The 13,936-nt window shown below is 72.0% G+C and carries 15 protein-coding genes; 10 read left to right on the forward strand and 5 right to left on the reverse strand.

The genetic code is table 11. The features are described 5' to 3' along the window. The first annotated feature begins 50 nt into the window (after window positions 1-50). From ACQPXD_RS21165 to ACQPXD_RS21175, 3 genes are all read left to right on the forward strand, one after another. Complete coding sequence (locus tag ACQPXD_RS21165; protein WP_432841050.1) at window positions 51-905, forward strand: helix-turn-helix domain-containing protein; 855 nt, start codon at window positions 51-53, stop codon at window positions 903-905. A gap of 170 nt (window positions 906-1,075) precedes the next feature. Continuing rightward, window positions 1,076-2,026 carry an NADP-dependent oxidoreductase gene (locus ACQPXD_RS21170; RefSeq protein WP_432841052.1) on the forward strand — a complete coding sequence of 317 codons (951 nt, stop codon included), beginning with the start codon at window positions 1,076-1,078 and terminating at the stop codon, window positions 2,024-2,026. Between the two features lie 108 nt (window positions 2,027-2,134). Further along, window positions 2,135-2,536 carry an NmrA family NAD(P)-binding protein gene (locus tag ACQPXD_RS21175; protein ID WP_432841054.1) on the forward strand — a complete coding sequence of 134 codons (402 nt, stop codon included), beginning with the start codon at window positions 2,135-2,137 and terminating at the stop codon, window positions 2,534-2,536. On the opposite strand, the gene ACQPXD_RS21180 is transcribed toward ACQPXD_RS21175, so the two are convergent. From ACQPXD_RS21180 to ACQPXD_RS21190, 3 genes are all read right to left on the reverse strand, one after another. Continuing rightward, window positions 2,466-3,266: an alpha/beta hydrolase gene (locus ACQPXD_RS21180; protein WP_432841056.1), complete on the reverse strand. Its 801-nt coding sequence runs from the start codon at window positions 3,264-3,266 to the stop codon at window positions 2,466-2,468. The genes ACQPXD_RS21175 and ACQPXD_RS21180 overlap by 71 nt on opposite strands. Window positions 3,267-3,329: 63 nt before the next feature. Further along, window positions 3,330-4,442, reverse strand: coding sequence for a ricin-type beta-trefoil lectin domain protein (locus ACQPXD_RS21185; RefSeq protein ID WP_432841058.1), 1,113 nt, complete (start codon window positions 4,440-4,442; stop codon window positions 3,330-3,332). 98 nt (window positions 4,443-4,540) lie between these two features. Next, complete coding sequence (locus tag ACQPXD_RS21190) at window positions 4,541-5,146, reverse strand: DUF4291 domain-containing protein (protein ID WP_432841060.1); 606 nt, start codon at window positions 5,144-5,146, stop codon at window positions 4,541-4,543. A 10-nt stretch (window positions 5,147-5,156) separates the two neighbouring features. On the opposite strand from ACQPXD_RS21190, the gene ACQPXD_RS21195 reads away from it, so the two are divergent. Genes ACQPXD_RS21195 through ACQPXD_RS21220 form a run of 6 tightly spaced genes read left to right on the forward strand, consistent with a single transcriptional unit; the run spans window position 5,157 to window position 9,211 of the window. After that, complete coding sequence (locus tag ACQPXD_RS21195) at window positions 5,157-5,486, forward strand: MazG nucleotide pyrophosphohydrolase domain-containing protein (protein WP_432841062.1); 330 nt, start codon at window positions 5,157-5,159, stop codon at window positions 5,484-5,486. Continuing rightward, complete coding sequence (locus tag ACQPXD_RS21200; protein ID WP_432841064.1) at window positions 5,483-6,106, forward strand: hypothetical protein; 624 nt, start codon at window positions 5,483-5,485, stop codon at window positions 6,104-6,106. The genes ACQPXD_RS21195 and ACQPXD_RS21200 overlap by 4 nt, the downstream gene beginning before the upstream one ends. Window positions 6,107-6,133: 27 nt before the next feature. Then, complete coding sequence (locus ACQPXD_RS21205; RefSeq protein ID WP_432841066.1) at window positions 6,134-6,790, forward strand: MarR family winged helix-turn-helix transcriptional regulator; 657 nt, start codon at window positions 6,134-6,136, stop codon at window positions 6,788-6,790. Next, window positions 6,787-7,578 carry an ABC transporter ATP-binding protein gene (locus ACQPXD_RS21210; protein ID WP_432841068.1) on the forward strand — a complete coding sequence of 264 codons (792 nt, stop codon included), beginning with the start codon at window positions 6,787-6,789 and terminating at the stop codon, window positions 7,576-7,578. Before ACQPXD_RS21205 ends, ACQPXD_RS21210 begins: the two co-directional genes overlap by 4 nt. Continuing rightward, window positions 7,538-8,359, forward strand: coding sequence for an ABC transporter permease (locus tag ACQPXD_RS21215; protein WP_432841070.1), 822 nt, complete (start codon window positions 7,538-7,540; stop codon window positions 8,357-8,359). The genes ACQPXD_RS21210 and ACQPXD_RS21215 overlap by 41 nt, the downstream gene beginning before the upstream one ends. A gap of 27 nt (window positions 8,360-8,386) precedes the next feature. Then, window positions 8,387-9,211, forward strand: a complete 825-nt coding sequence (locus ACQPXD_RS21220; RefSeq protein WP_432841072.1) for an SAM-dependent methyltransferase — start codon at window positions 8,387-8,389, stop codon at window positions 9,209-9,211. A 5-nt stretch (window positions 9,212-9,216) separates the two neighbouring features. Here the strand turns inward: ACQPXD_RS21220 and ACQPXD_RS21225 are convergent, their stop codons facing one another. Further along, on the reverse strand, window positions 9,217-9,720 hold the full coding sequence (locus ACQPXD_RS21225; RefSeq protein WP_432841074.1) for a hypothetical protein: 504 nt from the start codon (window positions 9,718-9,720) through the stop codon (window positions 9,217-9,219). Between the two features lie 95 nt (window positions 9,721-9,815). Continuing rightward, window positions 9,816-11,537 carry a ricin-type beta-trefoil lectin domain protein gene (locus tag ACQPXD_RS21230; RefSeq protein ID WP_432841076.1) on the reverse strand — a complete coding sequence of 574 codons (1,722 nt, stop codon included), beginning with the start codon at window positions 11,535-11,537 and terminating at the stop codon, window positions 9,816-9,818. Between the two features lie 143 nt (window positions 11,538-11,680). On the opposite strand from ACQPXD_RS21230, the gene ACQPXD_RS21235 reads away from it, so the two are divergent. Then, window positions 11,681-13,924, forward strand: coding sequence for a S8 family serine peptidase (locus ACQPXD_RS21235; protein ID WP_432841078.1), 2,244 nt, complete (start codon window positions 11,681-11,683; stop codon window positions 13,922-13,924). Window positions 13,925-13,936 lie beyond the last annotated feature (12 nt).

Raw genomic sequence — 13,936 nt, forward strand, 5'->3', positions numbered from 1 at the left:
CCCGATCGTGCCGGATCGGGCTCAGCAGGCGAGCTGGGCACACTTGGGTGATGGGACTGCATGATCTCGGCGTGGCGGTGCGCCGGTTGCGGGAGCGTACGGCGCCCGCCGCGGTCGGGCTGCCGGTCGGCGGCCGGCGGGTTCGTGGGTTGCGGCGGGAGGAGCTCGCCGAGCTGGCCGGAGTGTCCGCGGATTACGTGCGGCGGTTGGAGCAGGGGCGCAGTCACCCTTCGGCCGGTGTGGTCAACGCCATCGCCCGGGCGTTACGGGTGGGGCGGGCAGACTATGAGCGGCTGTGTGCGCTGGCCGGGTATGCCGCGGCGGACGGGCTGGTGCCGCGGCGGGTGGGTGCGGGCGCGATACGGCTGCTGGAGCGGCTCGACGACACCCCCGCGTTCCTGTGCGACGCGGCGTGGAACGTGGTCGCCGTCAACAGCGCGTGGACGGCGTTGCGCAGTGGCGCGCCGTCCGGGCAGGCCTGGGACTGGAACGTCGCGTGGCGCACGTTCTGCAGTCCGCTCGGCGGGATCAGCCGGACCGCGGAGGAAGCGGCCGGCTTCAAGGCGATGCTCGCGGCCCGGTTGCACGGTGCGTCGCTGCGGTACCCGGCCGACGAGTCCCTCGCCGGGCTCGTCGACGAGCTGCGGAGCACGAGCCGCGCGTTCGACACCTTGTGGCGCACTCCGGGAGCTGTCCGGGCGCACGAGAACAGCGCCGTGTTCCGTCATCCCGACGGTGGTGTTGTCACGCTTGACGGCAACATGCTCGCGGTTCCGGGCGACGACCTCGTGGCGGTTGTCCTGACGGCGGCGCCGGGATCGACGGACGCGGCGCGGCTGGCGGAGATCGTCGGCGGCTCCGGGAAGCCGGCCGTGCTCAAAGTGGGACAACCTGGCCCAGGCTGACCGGGCCTGTCACTGCCATGCTGACCTCGTGTTGATCATTCCCGCCGGCTGCAGCGCACCCGAACCGCGTGGCGGGGGTCACGCTCGCTCCGGGATTGCTTCGATCTCGTAGCAAGTTGCGCCGTATGTGCTTCAACTTCGAAGCACTTCCGTCGAAGGCAGGCTCAGACATGAAGGCAGTGCGTTTCCATGAGTACGGCGACCCCGACGTCCTGCGTTACGAGGACGTGGCGCAGCCCGTCCCCGGACCCGGGCAGGTCCGGATCCGGGTCGCCGCGACGTCGTTCAACGGGGTCGACGGCAACATCCGTGGTGGGTTCATGCAGGGCCCCATCCCCGTGCGGCTGCCGCATACCCCGGGTATCGACGTGGCCGGCACGGTCGACGCGGTGGGCGAGAACGTGGCCGGCGTCGCGGCCGGTGACACGGTCGTCGGGTTCCTGCCGATGGCCGCCGACGGCGCCGCCGCGGAATACGTCCTGGCACCGGCCGAGATCCTGGCGGCGGCGCCCACGAGTATCCCGCTGGCTGATGCTGCCGCGCTGCCGCTGGTTGGCCTGACCGCGTGGCAGGCCCTGTTCGACCACGCCCAACTGACCGCCGGGCAGCGGATACTGATCAACGGTGCCGGTGGTGCGGTCGGCGGTTACGCCGTGCAACTGGCGAAGAACGCCGGCGCCTATGTGATCGCCACCGGCAGCCCCCGCAGCGGCGAGCAGGTCAAGGCCGCCGGCGCCGACGAGGTCATCGACCACACCACCACCGCGGTGAACACGGCGGTGACCGAACCGGTCGACGTCGTGCTCAACCTCGCCCCGATCGACCCGGCGCAACTGGCCGCTCTGCTCACCCTGATCCGTCCCGGCGGTGTCTTGGTGAACACCACGGTGTGGATGCCCGCCCCCAGCGACGAGGAACGCGGCGTGCGCGGCATCGACCTGTTCGTCCGCAGCGACGCCGGCCAGCTCTCCCGCCTGGTGACACTGGCCGATTCCGGGCAGTTGCGCGTCGACGTCGCCGAACGGGTACCGCTGAACGAGCTTGCCACAGTCCACGCCCGGGCGGCCATGGGCGCGCTGTCCGGCAAGGTCGTCATCGTGGTGGAAGCACTCTCCAGATAGGAAGAACGTCGATGTCCGACAGAAAAGTGATCGCGGTGCTGGGCGCGACCGGCACGCAGGGCGGGCCGTGGCGCGGGTGCTGCTGGCCGACGGTGAGTTCGGCGTGCGGTGTTCGACGGGGCGTACGGCGCGTTCCTGGTCACCCCGTATTGGGAGCACCGCTCCCCGGCCCGGGAACTGGCCGAGGTGGAGAACCTCATCAGCGCCGCCCAGGCGGCCGGCCTGCAGCACGTGGTGTGGTCGACGCTGGAAGACACCCGGGAGGTCATCCCGGCCGACGACGGCCGGATGCCGATGATCGACGGCGGTTACCGGGTGCCGCACTTCGACGTGAAGGGTGGCTCGGCCGACGCCTCCAGGACGCTGGCCATCGAGCCCGTCTGCGCGGTGCTACCCCTCGGGCACCCACTCGCCACCCGCGACGCACTGCGCGGGCCGGTCAGTGGCAGGTGGCGCGGGCGGCGGCGAGGATCTGGTCGACCACCGGCTCCGGGTGGGAGATCAGGGTGAGGTGCGAGCCGCCCGGCACGCGCAGCACGCTCGACTTCGCGCGGGCGGCCATCGTGGCCTGCGACTCGGGGGTGATGATGCGGTCCGCGGTGCCGATCACCGACCAGGACGGGATGCGCTGCCAGGCGGCGGCCGTCGAGCGGGTCATGAACGCGGCGGTGGAGGCCGGGCGCTGCGACGCCCACAGTACCCGGGCCGTGGCCGGCGGCAGGTCCGGGCCGAACGACCGCAGGAACACCGGCTCCTTCAGGTAGAGGTCGGCGGCGCCGCCCGGCGCGGACGGGTACGGCACCCGGTCGTAGAGCGTGCCCGGCGGGCCGCCCAGCGCCGAGCCCGCGCCGCTGAGCTGGGCCGTGGTCTCGCCGACGGCGGGCATCGCGGCGTCGACGTACACCAGGGCCTTGACGTTGCCGTTGCCGGCCGCCGCGTTGGTGATGACCGAGCCGCCGTAGGAGTGCCCGACCAGCACGATCGGGCCGTCGACGGTGCGCAGGAAGTCGGCGACCGACGCCGCGTCGCCGGTCAGGCCGCGCAGCGGGTTGGCCACGGCGCGGGCCACGTAGCCGGCCTCCTGCAGGCGGCCGACCTCGCCGCTCCAGCTGGAGGTGCCGGCCCAGGCGCCGTGTACGAGGACGACCGTGGGCTTGGCGGCGCAGCCCGAGGGCGGGGCCGGCCGGGCGGCGGGTCCGAGGGCCGTCAGCATGAGCACGGCCAGGACGAGCGGCTTCATGCGGTGCAACTACCCGGAATCGGGCCGGGTAGTTGCACCGCACAAGCCGCATAAAGCCGCGAACTAAGCGGGCACCGTCCAGTTCTGGTTCGTGCCGCCGCCGCAGGTCCAGATCTGCAGCCGGGTGCCGTTGGCCGAGCTCGGCCCGGTGGCGTCCAGGCACTTGCCGGAGCCGACGTTGACCAGGGTCTGGCCGGTGCGGGTCCACTTCTGCGCGTTCGTGCCGTTGCAGTCGTAGAGCTGGACCTTCGTCCCGTTCGCCGTCCCCGCGCCGGTCACGTCCATGCACTTGCCCAGCGCCCGCAGCGTGCCGTCGGTGGCCCGGGTCCACTGCTGGGCGGCGGTGCCGTTGCAGTCGTAGAGCTGCACGGCCGCACCGTTGGCGGAACTGGCGCCCGCGACGTCGACGCACTTGCTGCCGTAGCCCACGATCTGCCCGGTCGAACCGCCCGGGCCGGTGGGGCCGCCGGTGGTCGGCCCGGAGGTCGGGCCGGTGCCGAGCCAGGTGTTGGCGGCGTTGGCGCCGGTGGTGTCGATCGCGGCGTTGTTCTCCACGGGGCTGGGCACCGAGCCGGGGAACACGATGAACGTGACCGGCCCGGCCGTGCCGCCGGTCGCCGGATTCGGGTCGATGCCGAGGGCGACGGCGAGCGCGTACGACCCCTCGCCGATGATGTTGTTCGGCCCCTCGTCGGCGAAGACCGCGTAGGCGACCTGGTTGTTGTAGACGACCGCGGCCACCGACCCGGCCCGGATGCCGTTGGCGCCGTAGTCGAAGCGGGAGCTGGGTAGCGGCACCACGTAGTAGCGCGTGACGTCGGAGGTGAAGTACGCGCCGGTCGAGGTGGTGAACGAGGTCTGCGGCTGGTACCACGGGTCGGTGCCGGCGTTGCAGTGCGACGTGCCGATGCCGTCGCAGTCGATGTCCATGTCGGCGGTCCAGAAGTAGGCCGAGCCGCTCTTGCAGATCGCGACCGTGGCCGCACCGCCGTCGTCGGTGGCGTACTTGCCGTTGGACACCTGGGTGCAGGTCTGGGTGCGGGCCAGCAGCTGGCTCGCGCTCGGCCCGGCGGCGAGCGCGGCGGTGCCGGACCGTGTGATCGCGAAGGCGGCGGTCGCGGTCAGCGACAGCGCCACCGTCACGACCGCGATGAGGGGGAGACGGTACCTGAGCACGGGCAGCTCCTAGGAAGACTCGGAGGAGGGTCTCCCGACGGCGAGCGGACGGAACCGCCGAAGGTTGAACGATAGGTAACCTGACTGACAGATATCTGTCAATACTCACGTTCATCCGGCAGGAGCGCCCGCGCCGCGTCGGCATCCCCGGCCCGCATCACCGCGTGGATCCGGTGCGCCAGGGCGGTGACGTCGGTGATGCCGACGGTCCACTCGTCGACGTACTGCCGCACGGCCTCCCCGGACAGCCCCAGCTGCAGCGACCGCCGCTCCGGCAGGGGCCGCAGGTGCAGGTCGCGCTCGGGGTCCCACTGCACCCGCACCGGGCTCTCGCGCAGCCGCCGTCCCCACTCGGCGCGGCTGGCGTGCACCCGCGGCTCGTAGTGGCTCAGGCACGCCCGCGCGAGCGCGTCGTCGAACCCGTCGCGCCGCAGCTCGACCGCCAGGACGTGCTCCTGGCCGGGCTTGGCGGCCCAGCCGCTGCGGTACATCATCCACAGGAACGACGGCTTGATCCAGGTCATCCGATCCCGCTTGAACGGCGGCACGAAGCGCCCGGCGGCGACCGCGGCGCGGGCGATCTCCGGGCTGTACGCCTGATACACCGTGATCGTCGCGGTGGTGTAGAGGGCCTGGATCTCGCGCGTCGCCACGCGGCCATCCTGGGCCCCCGCGCCGGGGTCGCGCCAGCGGGTTTCCGGCATGCTTTGCATCGTGGACGAGACCCACCCCTTCACGCTCGCCGATCTGCCCGCGGTCGCCGCCGACGTGGCCGCGAAGCTGGCCGAGGCCGGCTTCACCGAGGCGCCGCACCTGCGCCAGACGCTCGCCCTCGCCGAGGAGGCCGGCGAGCTGGTCGGGGCCGTGCGGCGCCACTACGGCATGGCCCGGCGCACCGGCCCGTTCTCCGACATCGAGGCCGAGCTCGCCGACGTCGTGCTCACCGCGTTCGTCACCGCCCACACGATGGGCATCGACCTGGAGCGGGCGCTGGCCGCCAAGCTCGCCGTCGTCTACACCCGCGGCTGGCGGGACGACCGGTGAACCGGCTGGACCTGATCGGCTGGGCCGGCGCGGCGCTGCTGGTGTGGTCGCTGTTCCAGCGCCGGCAGCTGCGCCTGCGGCTGCTCAACCTGGCCGGCTGGGCGATCCTGGCCGGCTACGCCGCGGCGGTGCGGGTCTGGCCCCTGGCCGGCCTCAGCCTCGCCCTGGCCGGCATCAATGTCCGGAAGTGGTACTCCCTGATGCGCGACCGCCACGACGAGCGCGCGTATCAGGTGGTGGAGGTCGCGACCGACGACAACTTCCTGGCCCACGTGCTGCGGGTGCACTGGGCCGACATCGCCCGGTTCAACCCCGACTTCCGCTTCGAGGACGACGAGCGCCTGGCCTTCCTCACCCTCAACCGCGACGAGGTGGTCGGCGTGCTGGTGCTGCGCCACGACCCGGACGACCCGGAGGTGGCGCAGGTCGAGCTCGACTACGTGACCGGCCGGTACCGCGACCTGACCCCCGGCGAGTTCGTCTTCCGCCGCAGCGGCCAGCTCACCGCGCACGGCTTCCGCCGGGTCCTGACCCCACCCGGCATGGTCGCCCCCTACTACGCCCGGCTGGGCTTCCGCCCGATCGGCGACCGGTACGCGCTGGAGCTCACTTCTCATTAGCTCTGCTAAGGAGGTATTCTCGGGGGTATGGATCACCAGGCCCTCGCGGACGCCCTGTTCGCCCAGCTCAACGGCGTGCGCCGGGTGCTGCGGCGGCGCACGCGGGCCAGCCTGGAGCAGATCGGCGGCCCGGTCCGCCCGGAGCTGACCCCGAGCCAGGTGGAGCTGCTGCGCCTGGTGGAGGCGGCCCCCGGCACCGGCGTGGGCGCCGCGGCGCAGGGCTTGCACCTGGCCGGCAACTCGGTCAGCACGCTGGTCAACCAGCTCACCGAGCTGGGCCTGCTGCGCCGCGACCGCGATCCGGCCGATCGCCGCTCGGCCCGGCTGTTCCTGACCCCGGCCGCGCAGTCCCGCCTGTCGGCCTGGCGCGCGGCCCGGGTGTCGCACCTGGCCGCCGCGCTGGCGCACCTCGATCCGCCCGACCGCGAGCAGCTGACCGCCGCGATCCCGGCCCTGTCCCGCCTCGCCGACATCCTCACCACCATGGACATCCCCGCGGCCTCGGACGCCGCCGGCGCGTCGCCGAGTCCCGTCGCGGCTCCGGGCACCCGCAAAGCCGCGGACGAAGCACCGCCCGGGCCGTCGTCGGTCACCGCCGCAAGTCAGCGGCCGGCGGGGGATTCTCTTCCTAGTTTCCTAGGAAATAGTACAGAGCGTGACGAGCGCGAAGGAGCCGCCCGATGACACCGGCAGTCGAGATTCGCGGGTTGCGGCACCGCTTCAAGGAGACCGTCGCCGTCGACGATCTGTCGCTCACCGTCCAGCCCGCGGAGATCTTCGGCCTGCTCGGGCCCAACGGGGCCGGCAAGACCACGACGATCCGGGTGCTCACGACGCTGCTGCCGCCCCAGGCGGGCGAGGCGGCCGTCTTCGGCCACGACGTGCGCCGCAACCGCATGGCCGTGCGCCGGCTGATCGGCTACGTCCCGCAGGCCCTGTCCGCCGACGCCGGGCTGAGCGGCCGCGAGAACGTCGCCCTGTTCGCCCGGCTCTTCGACGTGCCGCGGGCCGAGCGCAAGGCCAGGGCCGACGCCGTGATCGAGGCGATGGGCCTGGCCGACGCCGCGGACCGCCCGGCCGCGACGTATTCCGGCGGCATGGTCCGCCGGCTCGAGCTGGCCCAGGCGCTGGTCAGCGCGCCGCGGCTGCTGGTGCTCGACGAGCCGACGATCGGCCTGGACCCGGTGGCGCGGGCCGGGGTGTGGGAGCGCATCACCCAGGTGCGGGCCCAGACCGGGATGACCGTGCTGGTCACCACGCACTACATGGAGGAGGCCGAGGAGTTCTGCGACCGCGTGGCGCTGATGCACCGCGGCCGGATCCGGGCCCTCGGCACCCCGGCGGAGCTGATCGCCTCCGCGGCCGGGGAAAGTCTGGACGACGTCTTCCGGGAGTACACCGGCGATGATCTCGACTCGGGAGGGTTCAGCGATGTCCGTGCAGCTCGCCGCACCGCACGCCGCCTCGGCTGAGCCGCGGCCCGTCGGCCCGGCGCGGGTCCTGCTGACCCGCGTGTGGGCGATGTGCCTCGTGGAGCTGCAGAAGCTGCGCCGGGACCGGACCGAGGTGGTCACCCGGGCCATCCAGCCGGCGCTGTGGCTGGTCATTTTCGGTCAGACGTTCACGCACCTGCGGGCGATCCCGACCGGTGACGTGCCGTATCTGGACTTTCTGGCGCCGGGCATCCTGGCCCAGTCGGCGCTGTTCGTGTCGATCTTCTACGGCATCCACATCATCTGGGAGCGCGACGCGGGGGTGCTCGCGAAGCTGATGGTGACGCCGACGCCGCGGGCGGCGCTGGTGGCCGGGAAGGCGTTCGCGGCCGGGGTGCGGGCGCTGGTGCAGGCGGTGGTGGTGCTGGTGCTGGCCGCGGTGCTCGGCGTGGCGCTGTCCGCCAATCCGCTCAAGCTGCTGGGCACGGCGGTGGTGCTGGTGCTCGGTTCGGCGTTCTTCTGCTGCCTGTCGATCATGCTGGCCGGCCTGGTGCTGAAGCGGGACCGGATGATGGGCATCGGTCAGGCGATCATGATGCCGCTGTTCTTCGCGTCGAACGCGCTCTATCCGGTGTCGGTGATGCCGGGCTGGCTGCGGGTGCTCAACCACATCAATCCGCTCAGCTACGAGGTGGACGCGCTGCGCGGCCTGCTGATCGGCACGCCCGCCCACCTCCTGCTCGATTTCGGGGTACTGGTGGGATCGGTCGCCGTCGCGGTGTTCCTGGCCTCGGCGATCCTCGGTCGACTCACGCGCTGACGGGTCGATGCTCTACGATGCGTACCCATGACGGAGGGTGGCGAGTGGTCGGACCGGATCGACACGACCACGCCCCATCCGGCCCGTCGATACAACTACTGGCTGGGCGGCAAGGACAACTTCGCCGCCGACCGCGCGTCGGGTGATGCGATCGCGACGGTGTATCCGGCGATCCGCACGGCCGCCCGGGAGAACCGGGCCTTCCTGCAGCGGGCGGTGCGGTTCCTGGCCGCCGAGGCGGGCGTGCGCCAGTTCCTCGACATCGGCACGGGCATCCCGACCGCCGACAACACGCACGAGGTGGCGCAGTCGATCGCGCCGGCGTCACGGATCGTGTATGTCGACAACGACCCGATCGTGCTGACCCACGCCCGTGCGCTGCTGACGAGCACGCCGGAGGGCGCCACCGCCTACATCGACGCGGATCTGCGCAGCCCGGCGTCGATCCTGCACCACGAGACGCTGCGCCGGACGCTGGACTTCGACCGGCCGATCGCGCTGATGCTGATCGCGATCGTGCACTTCCTGTTCGACGAGGACAAGCCGTATGAGACGGTCGGCGCCCTGGTGGCGGGGCTGCCGTCGGGCAGCTACGTGGGGATGAGCCACGGCACGGGCGACCTGGTGCCGCGGGCGCAGCGCGAGCGCGCCGAGGCGGAGATCCGGGCGGGCCGGCTGCGGGTGGACGCGGTGGCCCGCTCGAAGGAGGATGTCGCCCGGTTCTTCACCGGCCTGGAGCTGCTCGAGCCGGGCATCGTCCCGATCTCGCAGTGGCGCCCGACGGTGCCGGAGGAGGACCGCCCGCCGCTGGCCGACGCGTCGCTCTATGGCGTGGTCGCCCGCGTCCCCTGACGGGGTCAGTCGCCGAAGTCGTCACCCGGATCGATCTCGACGCGCTGTTCCTCGGTGATCCGGATGCCGTTGCCGGTGAGCGCCCGGCGCCACGCCTCGGGCAGGGGCCGCGAGGAGAACCGGGTCTGGACCGTCCGGCCGGCCACGACGAGCTTGAGGGCGGTGTGCACGGGTCGTTCCCGGTCGGAGTCGTCGACGAAGGCCTTGCGCACGATGTGGACCCGCGTGATCGAGCCGGGCGGATAGGTCTGGGTCCGGCCGCTGAACCTGCGCACGGTCAGCCCGGCGGGGCTCAGGCGCAGCTCGGCGGCGGCGCGTCGCTCCCGCCGGAGCAGCCACAGGCCGACGAGCGCGCAGAGCGTGTAGGCGGGGACGATGGTGCGCAGGTCGAACGTGAACGTCGAGATGCCCGTGGCGAGGAAGAGGATCACCACCAGGGTGAGGAACTGGCTGTCGAAGAGCAGTGTTCCGCCGTCGGGCGCCCAGGTCAGCTCGTCGTCGCCGGTCATGTATGCATGATGGCCGAGGTCTGGCCGGCGATCGACCCTGTCGGGGGCTGACCGTGCCGGGCCCGGGTCGGCGTCCCGAGCCCGGCACGGTGTCCTCAGGCCTTGGCGAAGGTCTGTGCGCCGCTGCCGTTGCAGTCCCAGATCTGCAGCCGGGTGCCGTTGCCGGTGTTGCCGCCGGGTGAGTCGAGGCAGCGGCCGGACTGCGGGTTGGACAGGGTGCCGTTGGTGCCCGCGATCCAGACCTGCGCCGGGTTGCCGGTGCAGTTGTGCAGTTGCAGCTGGGTGCCGTTGGCGGTGCCGCCGCCGGCGATGTCCAGGCACATGCCCATCGTGGTGAGCGAGTTGCCGGTCCAGGCCCAGTTCTGGTCCCGGGCCTGGTCCTGGCAGTCCCACAGCTGCACGGCGGCGCCGTCGCCGCCGATGTCGTCGCCGTTGACGTCCACGCACTTGCCGGCCGGGCCGATGATGTTGGAGGCGCCGCCGTTGTACGCAAACGTCTGGGCGCCGCTGCCGTTGCAGTCCCAGATCTGCAGCCGGGTGCCGTTGCCGGTGGCGCCGCCGGGGGAGTCGAGGCAGCGGCCGGAGCCGACGTTGACGAGGGTGCCGTTGGGCCGGGTGACCCACTTCTGGTTGGGTCCGCCGTGGCAGTCCCACAGCTGGACCTGGGCGCCGTTGCCGGTGGCGCCGTTGACGACGTCGAGGCAGCGGCCGAGGGTCTGCAGCTCGCCGTTCTTCAGCAGCCAGTGCTGGTCCCTGGCCCAGGACTGGCAGTCCCAGAGCTGGACCGCGGTGCCGTTGCCGCCGGTGTCGTCGCCGGCGACGTCCATGCACTTGCCGGCCGGGCCGACGACGGTGTAGCCGGATGCGGTGGTACCGCCGCCGCCCGGGCCCTTGTTGTAGACGGCCACGGAGTCGATGACGAGCGAGGCGCCGGAGACGGTGGCGGCGTTGGGGCCGCCGCCGTAGGCGTTGGGGAAGCCGCCGCCGATGGCCAGGTCGTAGATGATGAAGAACGGGTGGTCGACGGCGTTGGACCAGGTGGTGGCGTCGACCTGGTTGCCGTAGAGGGTGAAGAAGTTGCTGCCGTCGAGGTAGAAGCGGATCTGTTCGGGCGAGACCGACCGGTCGATCTCGACGGCGTAGTCGTGGAAGCCGGTCTGGCAGCCGGGGCAGGCCCGTTCGCCGCTGCCGAGGCCGATGCTCTCGTTGCAGGGGCCGTTGGGGTTGACGCCGCAGTGCAGGGTGCTGAAGACGGAGCTGCGGCCGTTGATGTCCTCCATGACGTCGATCTCGCCGGAGCCGGGCCAGGGCACGCCGTTGCGCAGCGGGGCGCCGAGCATCCAGAAGGCGGGCCAGTAGCCCATGCCGTTGGAGGTGTTGACGTTGGGCTGCTGCAGGATGGATTCGATGCGGACCACGCCGCCGGGGTCGGCGCCGAAGGAGGCCGACTGGGTCTCGACCCGCCCGGAGGTCCAGCCGGAGCCGGGGTCGGAGCCGCTGTGCAGGGCGGTGAGCAGCAGGTGCCCGCTGCCGTCGTAGTGGACGTTGGCGGTGCTGCTGGTCATGGTCTCGATCTCGCCGGTGCCGAACGAGCTGCCGGGGCCGGTGTCGTAGCGCCACAGGCCGGTGTCGATGCCGCCGCCGGCCGGGCCGTTGAAGTCGTCGCTCCAGGTGAGGCTGAAGCCGGGCGGGGCGGGGTTGACGGTGGCCCCCGCGGGGCTGGTGGTGGCGGAGGCGTAGAACGGGACGGCGATGATGGCCGCCAGGGCGGCGGCGCGTAGTGCCGGCCGGGCGCCCCGGCCGAGTCTGGGATGCATCGGCGGACCTCCTCTGTCAGCATTGTTTACAGTTTCACCTCCGTGGTGTCAACGACTGTCGATATAGGCTCACTGTCCGTGCAGTGCCCGCCCGCCTGCTAGGTTGCGTAGAGTAACTGAACGGTGGCGTGGGGTGATTGCTCATGGGTGGCAAGCTTGGCGTCCTCGCGGCCGTGGCCGCCGTCGTCGCGGGAACGGGCGGCTCGGCGGGCGCCGCGCCGGCCGAGGGCACCGTCTACGGCCCGGCCGGGGAGGCGAGCGGCTACGTGGTGCTGCTCAAGGACTCGGCGGCCGCGCCGCGCGCCGAGAGCACGCAGGACCTCGTCTCGGCCCTGACGCGGCGGTACGGCGGCACCGTCCACGAGCAGTACACCTCCGCGCTGCACGGGTTCGCGATCGGCGGCCTCGACGAGACCCGCGCCCGGCAGCTCGCCGCCGCGCCCGAGGTCGCCCGGGTGGAACGCAACGTCCTGGTGCGCGCCCGCCGCGCCGCCCCGCCGCCGCGCGCCGAGGCCACGCAGAGCTACCCGCCGTGGAACCTGGACCGGATCGACAACCACCCGGGCAACATCGACGGCACCTACGAATACCCGGACACGGCCCAGGACATCACCGCCTACGTGCTGGACACCGGCATGCGGATCACCCACCAGGACTTCGGCGGCCGCGCCTCCTACGGGCGCAACTTCGTCAACCGGGTGATCAATTACTACCCGAACCCGGCCAACGACAACAACAGCAACGACCCGGACAACAGCGACGACTGCGACGGCTACGGCACCCACGTCGCCGGCACCATCGGCGGCACCGACTGGGGCGTGGCGAAGCAGATCAAGCTCGTCGCCGTCCGCGTGCTCGACTGCAGCGGCAACGGGTTCGTCTCCGAGATCGTCGCCGGGATCGACTGGGTCACCGCCCACGCCCAGCACCCCGCCGTGGTCAACCTCGACACGACCGGCGACCCGACCATCCTCATCGACGCCGCCGTGCGCCGCTCGATCGGATCCGGGCTGACCTGGGTCGTCCCCGCCGGCGACGGCTACGACGAGGACAGCGCGCCCGAAGCCTGCGCCGCCACGCCCAGCGACATCCGCGAGGCGATCGTCGTGTCGTCGTCGAGCCAGGACGACGACCCGGTCTACTACGCCGGCTACGGCCCGTGCGTCGACCTCTACGCCCCGGGCATCGACATCCCGGGCCCGTGGATCGGCTCCGACACCGCCCTGCAGTCGCGCGGCGGCACGTCCCTCGCCGCACCGCACGTCGCCGGGGCGGCCGCGCTGATCCTGCAGGCCCACCCGGACTACAGCCCGGCCCGGATCCGCGACGCGCTGGTGCAGGGCTCGACCGTCGGCAAGCTGCGCTGGTCGGCGGTCCGGCCGATTGTCGGGCAGAGCACGCCGAACCGGCTGCTGTTCGTCCGCCAGGCCGATCCGCCGCGCCCGGTGGGCCGGACGCGGAGCCTGTACAACCCGCGGTTCGGCACGACCGAGGTGTACGCCCGCTCGAACGCCGCCGACCATCTCATCTACGCCTACTGGTCGGGGGACTGGTCGGACTGGACCGACCTCGGCGGCACCCTCGCCGGCGACCCCGCGGTGCTCTACAACCCGAGGTTCGGCACCACCGAGGTGTACGCCCGGATGGCCGACAATCACCTCGCCTACCGCTACTACTCCGCCGGCTGGTCGCCGTGGATCGACCTGGGCGGCGACCTCGCCGGCGACCCGGCGGTGCTCTACAACCCGAAGTACGGCACCACCGAGGTGTACGTACGCACCTCCGCGAACACGCTCGCCTACGTCTACTACTCCGGCGGCTGGTCCGGCTGGAACGACCTCGGCGGCGCCCTCACCGGCGACCCGGGCCTGCTGTACAACCCGAAGTACGGCACCACCGAGGCCTACGCGACCACCGCGGGCGGGCTGGCCTACCGGTACTACCTCGGCGGCTGGTCGGACTGGACCGGCCTCGGCGGATCCGGGCAGGGCACGCCGTCGGTGCTGTACAACCCGACGTACGGCACCACCGAGGTGTACCTACGCACCACCGGCGACCAGCTCGCCTACGTCTACTACCTCGGCGGCTGGTCCGGCTGGAACACCCTCGGCGGCGCGCTCGACCAGCCGCCCGGCGTCGTCTACAACCCGACCCACGGCACGACCGAGGTGTACGTCCACACGCCGGACAACACGCTGCAGTACGTCTACTACCTGGGCGGCTGGTCCGGCTGGAACGACCTCGGCGGCGCCACCGCGGGCAGCCCGTCGGTGCTGTACAACCCGCGGTTCGGCACGACCGAGGCCTACACCCTGGCCCAGGACGGGCATGCGTACTACAAGTACTACGCCGCCGGCTGGGGCGACTACATCGACATCTCGCCCTGACCGGGGCGGCGG

The organism is Dactylosporangium sp. CA-092794, assembly GCF_050948465.1.
GTDB lineage: Bacteria > Actinomycetota > Actinomycetes > Mycobacteriales > Micromonosporaceae > Dactylosporangium.

What these genes read in the sequence shown, in the direction of transcription:
- ACQPXD_RS21180 (WP_432841056.1), bottom strand. Translation starts at nt 3,266, where the DNA reads ATGAAGCCGCTCGTCCTGGCCGTGCTCATGCTGACGGCCCTCGGACCC.
- ACQPXD_RS21165 (WP_432841050.1), top strand. Translation starts at nt 51, where the DNA reads ATGGGACTGCATGATCTCGGCGTGGCGGTGCGCCGGTTGCGGGAGCGT.
- ACQPXD_RS21230 (WP_432841076.1), bottom strand. Translation starts at nt 11,537, where the DNA reads ATGCATCCCAGACTCGGCCGGGGCGCCCGGCCGGCACTACGCGCCGCC.
- ACQPXD_RS21235 (WP_432841078.1), top strand. Translation starts at nt 11,681, where the DNA reads ATGGGTGGCAAGCTTGGCGTCCTCGCGGCCGTGGCCGCCGTCGTCGCG.
- ACQPXD_RS21215 (WP_432841070.1), top strand. Translation starts at nt 7,538, where the DNA reads ATGTCCGTGCAGCTCGCCGCACCGCACGCCGCCTCGGCTGAGCCGCGG.
- ACQPXD_RS21190 (WP_432841060.1), bottom strand. Translation starts at nt 5,146, where the DNA reads ATGCCGGAAACCCGCTGGCGCGACCCCGGCGCGGGGGCCCAGGATGGC.
- ACQPXD_RS21205 (WP_432841066.1), top strand. Translation starts at nt 6,134, where the DNA reads ATGGATCACCAGGCCCTCGCGGACGCCCTGTTCGCCCAGCTCAACGGC.
- ACQPXD_RS21210 (WP_432841068.1), top strand. Translation starts at nt 6,787, where the DNA reads ATGACACCGGCAGTCGAGATTCGCGGGTTGCGGCACCGCTTCAAGGAG.
- ACQPXD_RS21220 (WP_432841072.1), top strand. Translation starts at nt 8,387, where the DNA reads ATGACGGAGGGTGGCGAGTGGTCGGACCGGATCGACACGACCACGCCC.
- ACQPXD_RS21225 (WP_432841074.1), bottom strand. Translation starts at nt 9,720, where the DNA reads ATGACCGGCGACGACGAGCTGACCTGGGCGCCCGACGGCGGAACACTG.
- ACQPXD_RS21170 (WP_432841052.1), top strand. Translation starts at nt 1,076, where the DNA reads ATGAAGGCAGTGCGTTTCCATGAGTACGGCGACCCCGACGTCCTGCGT.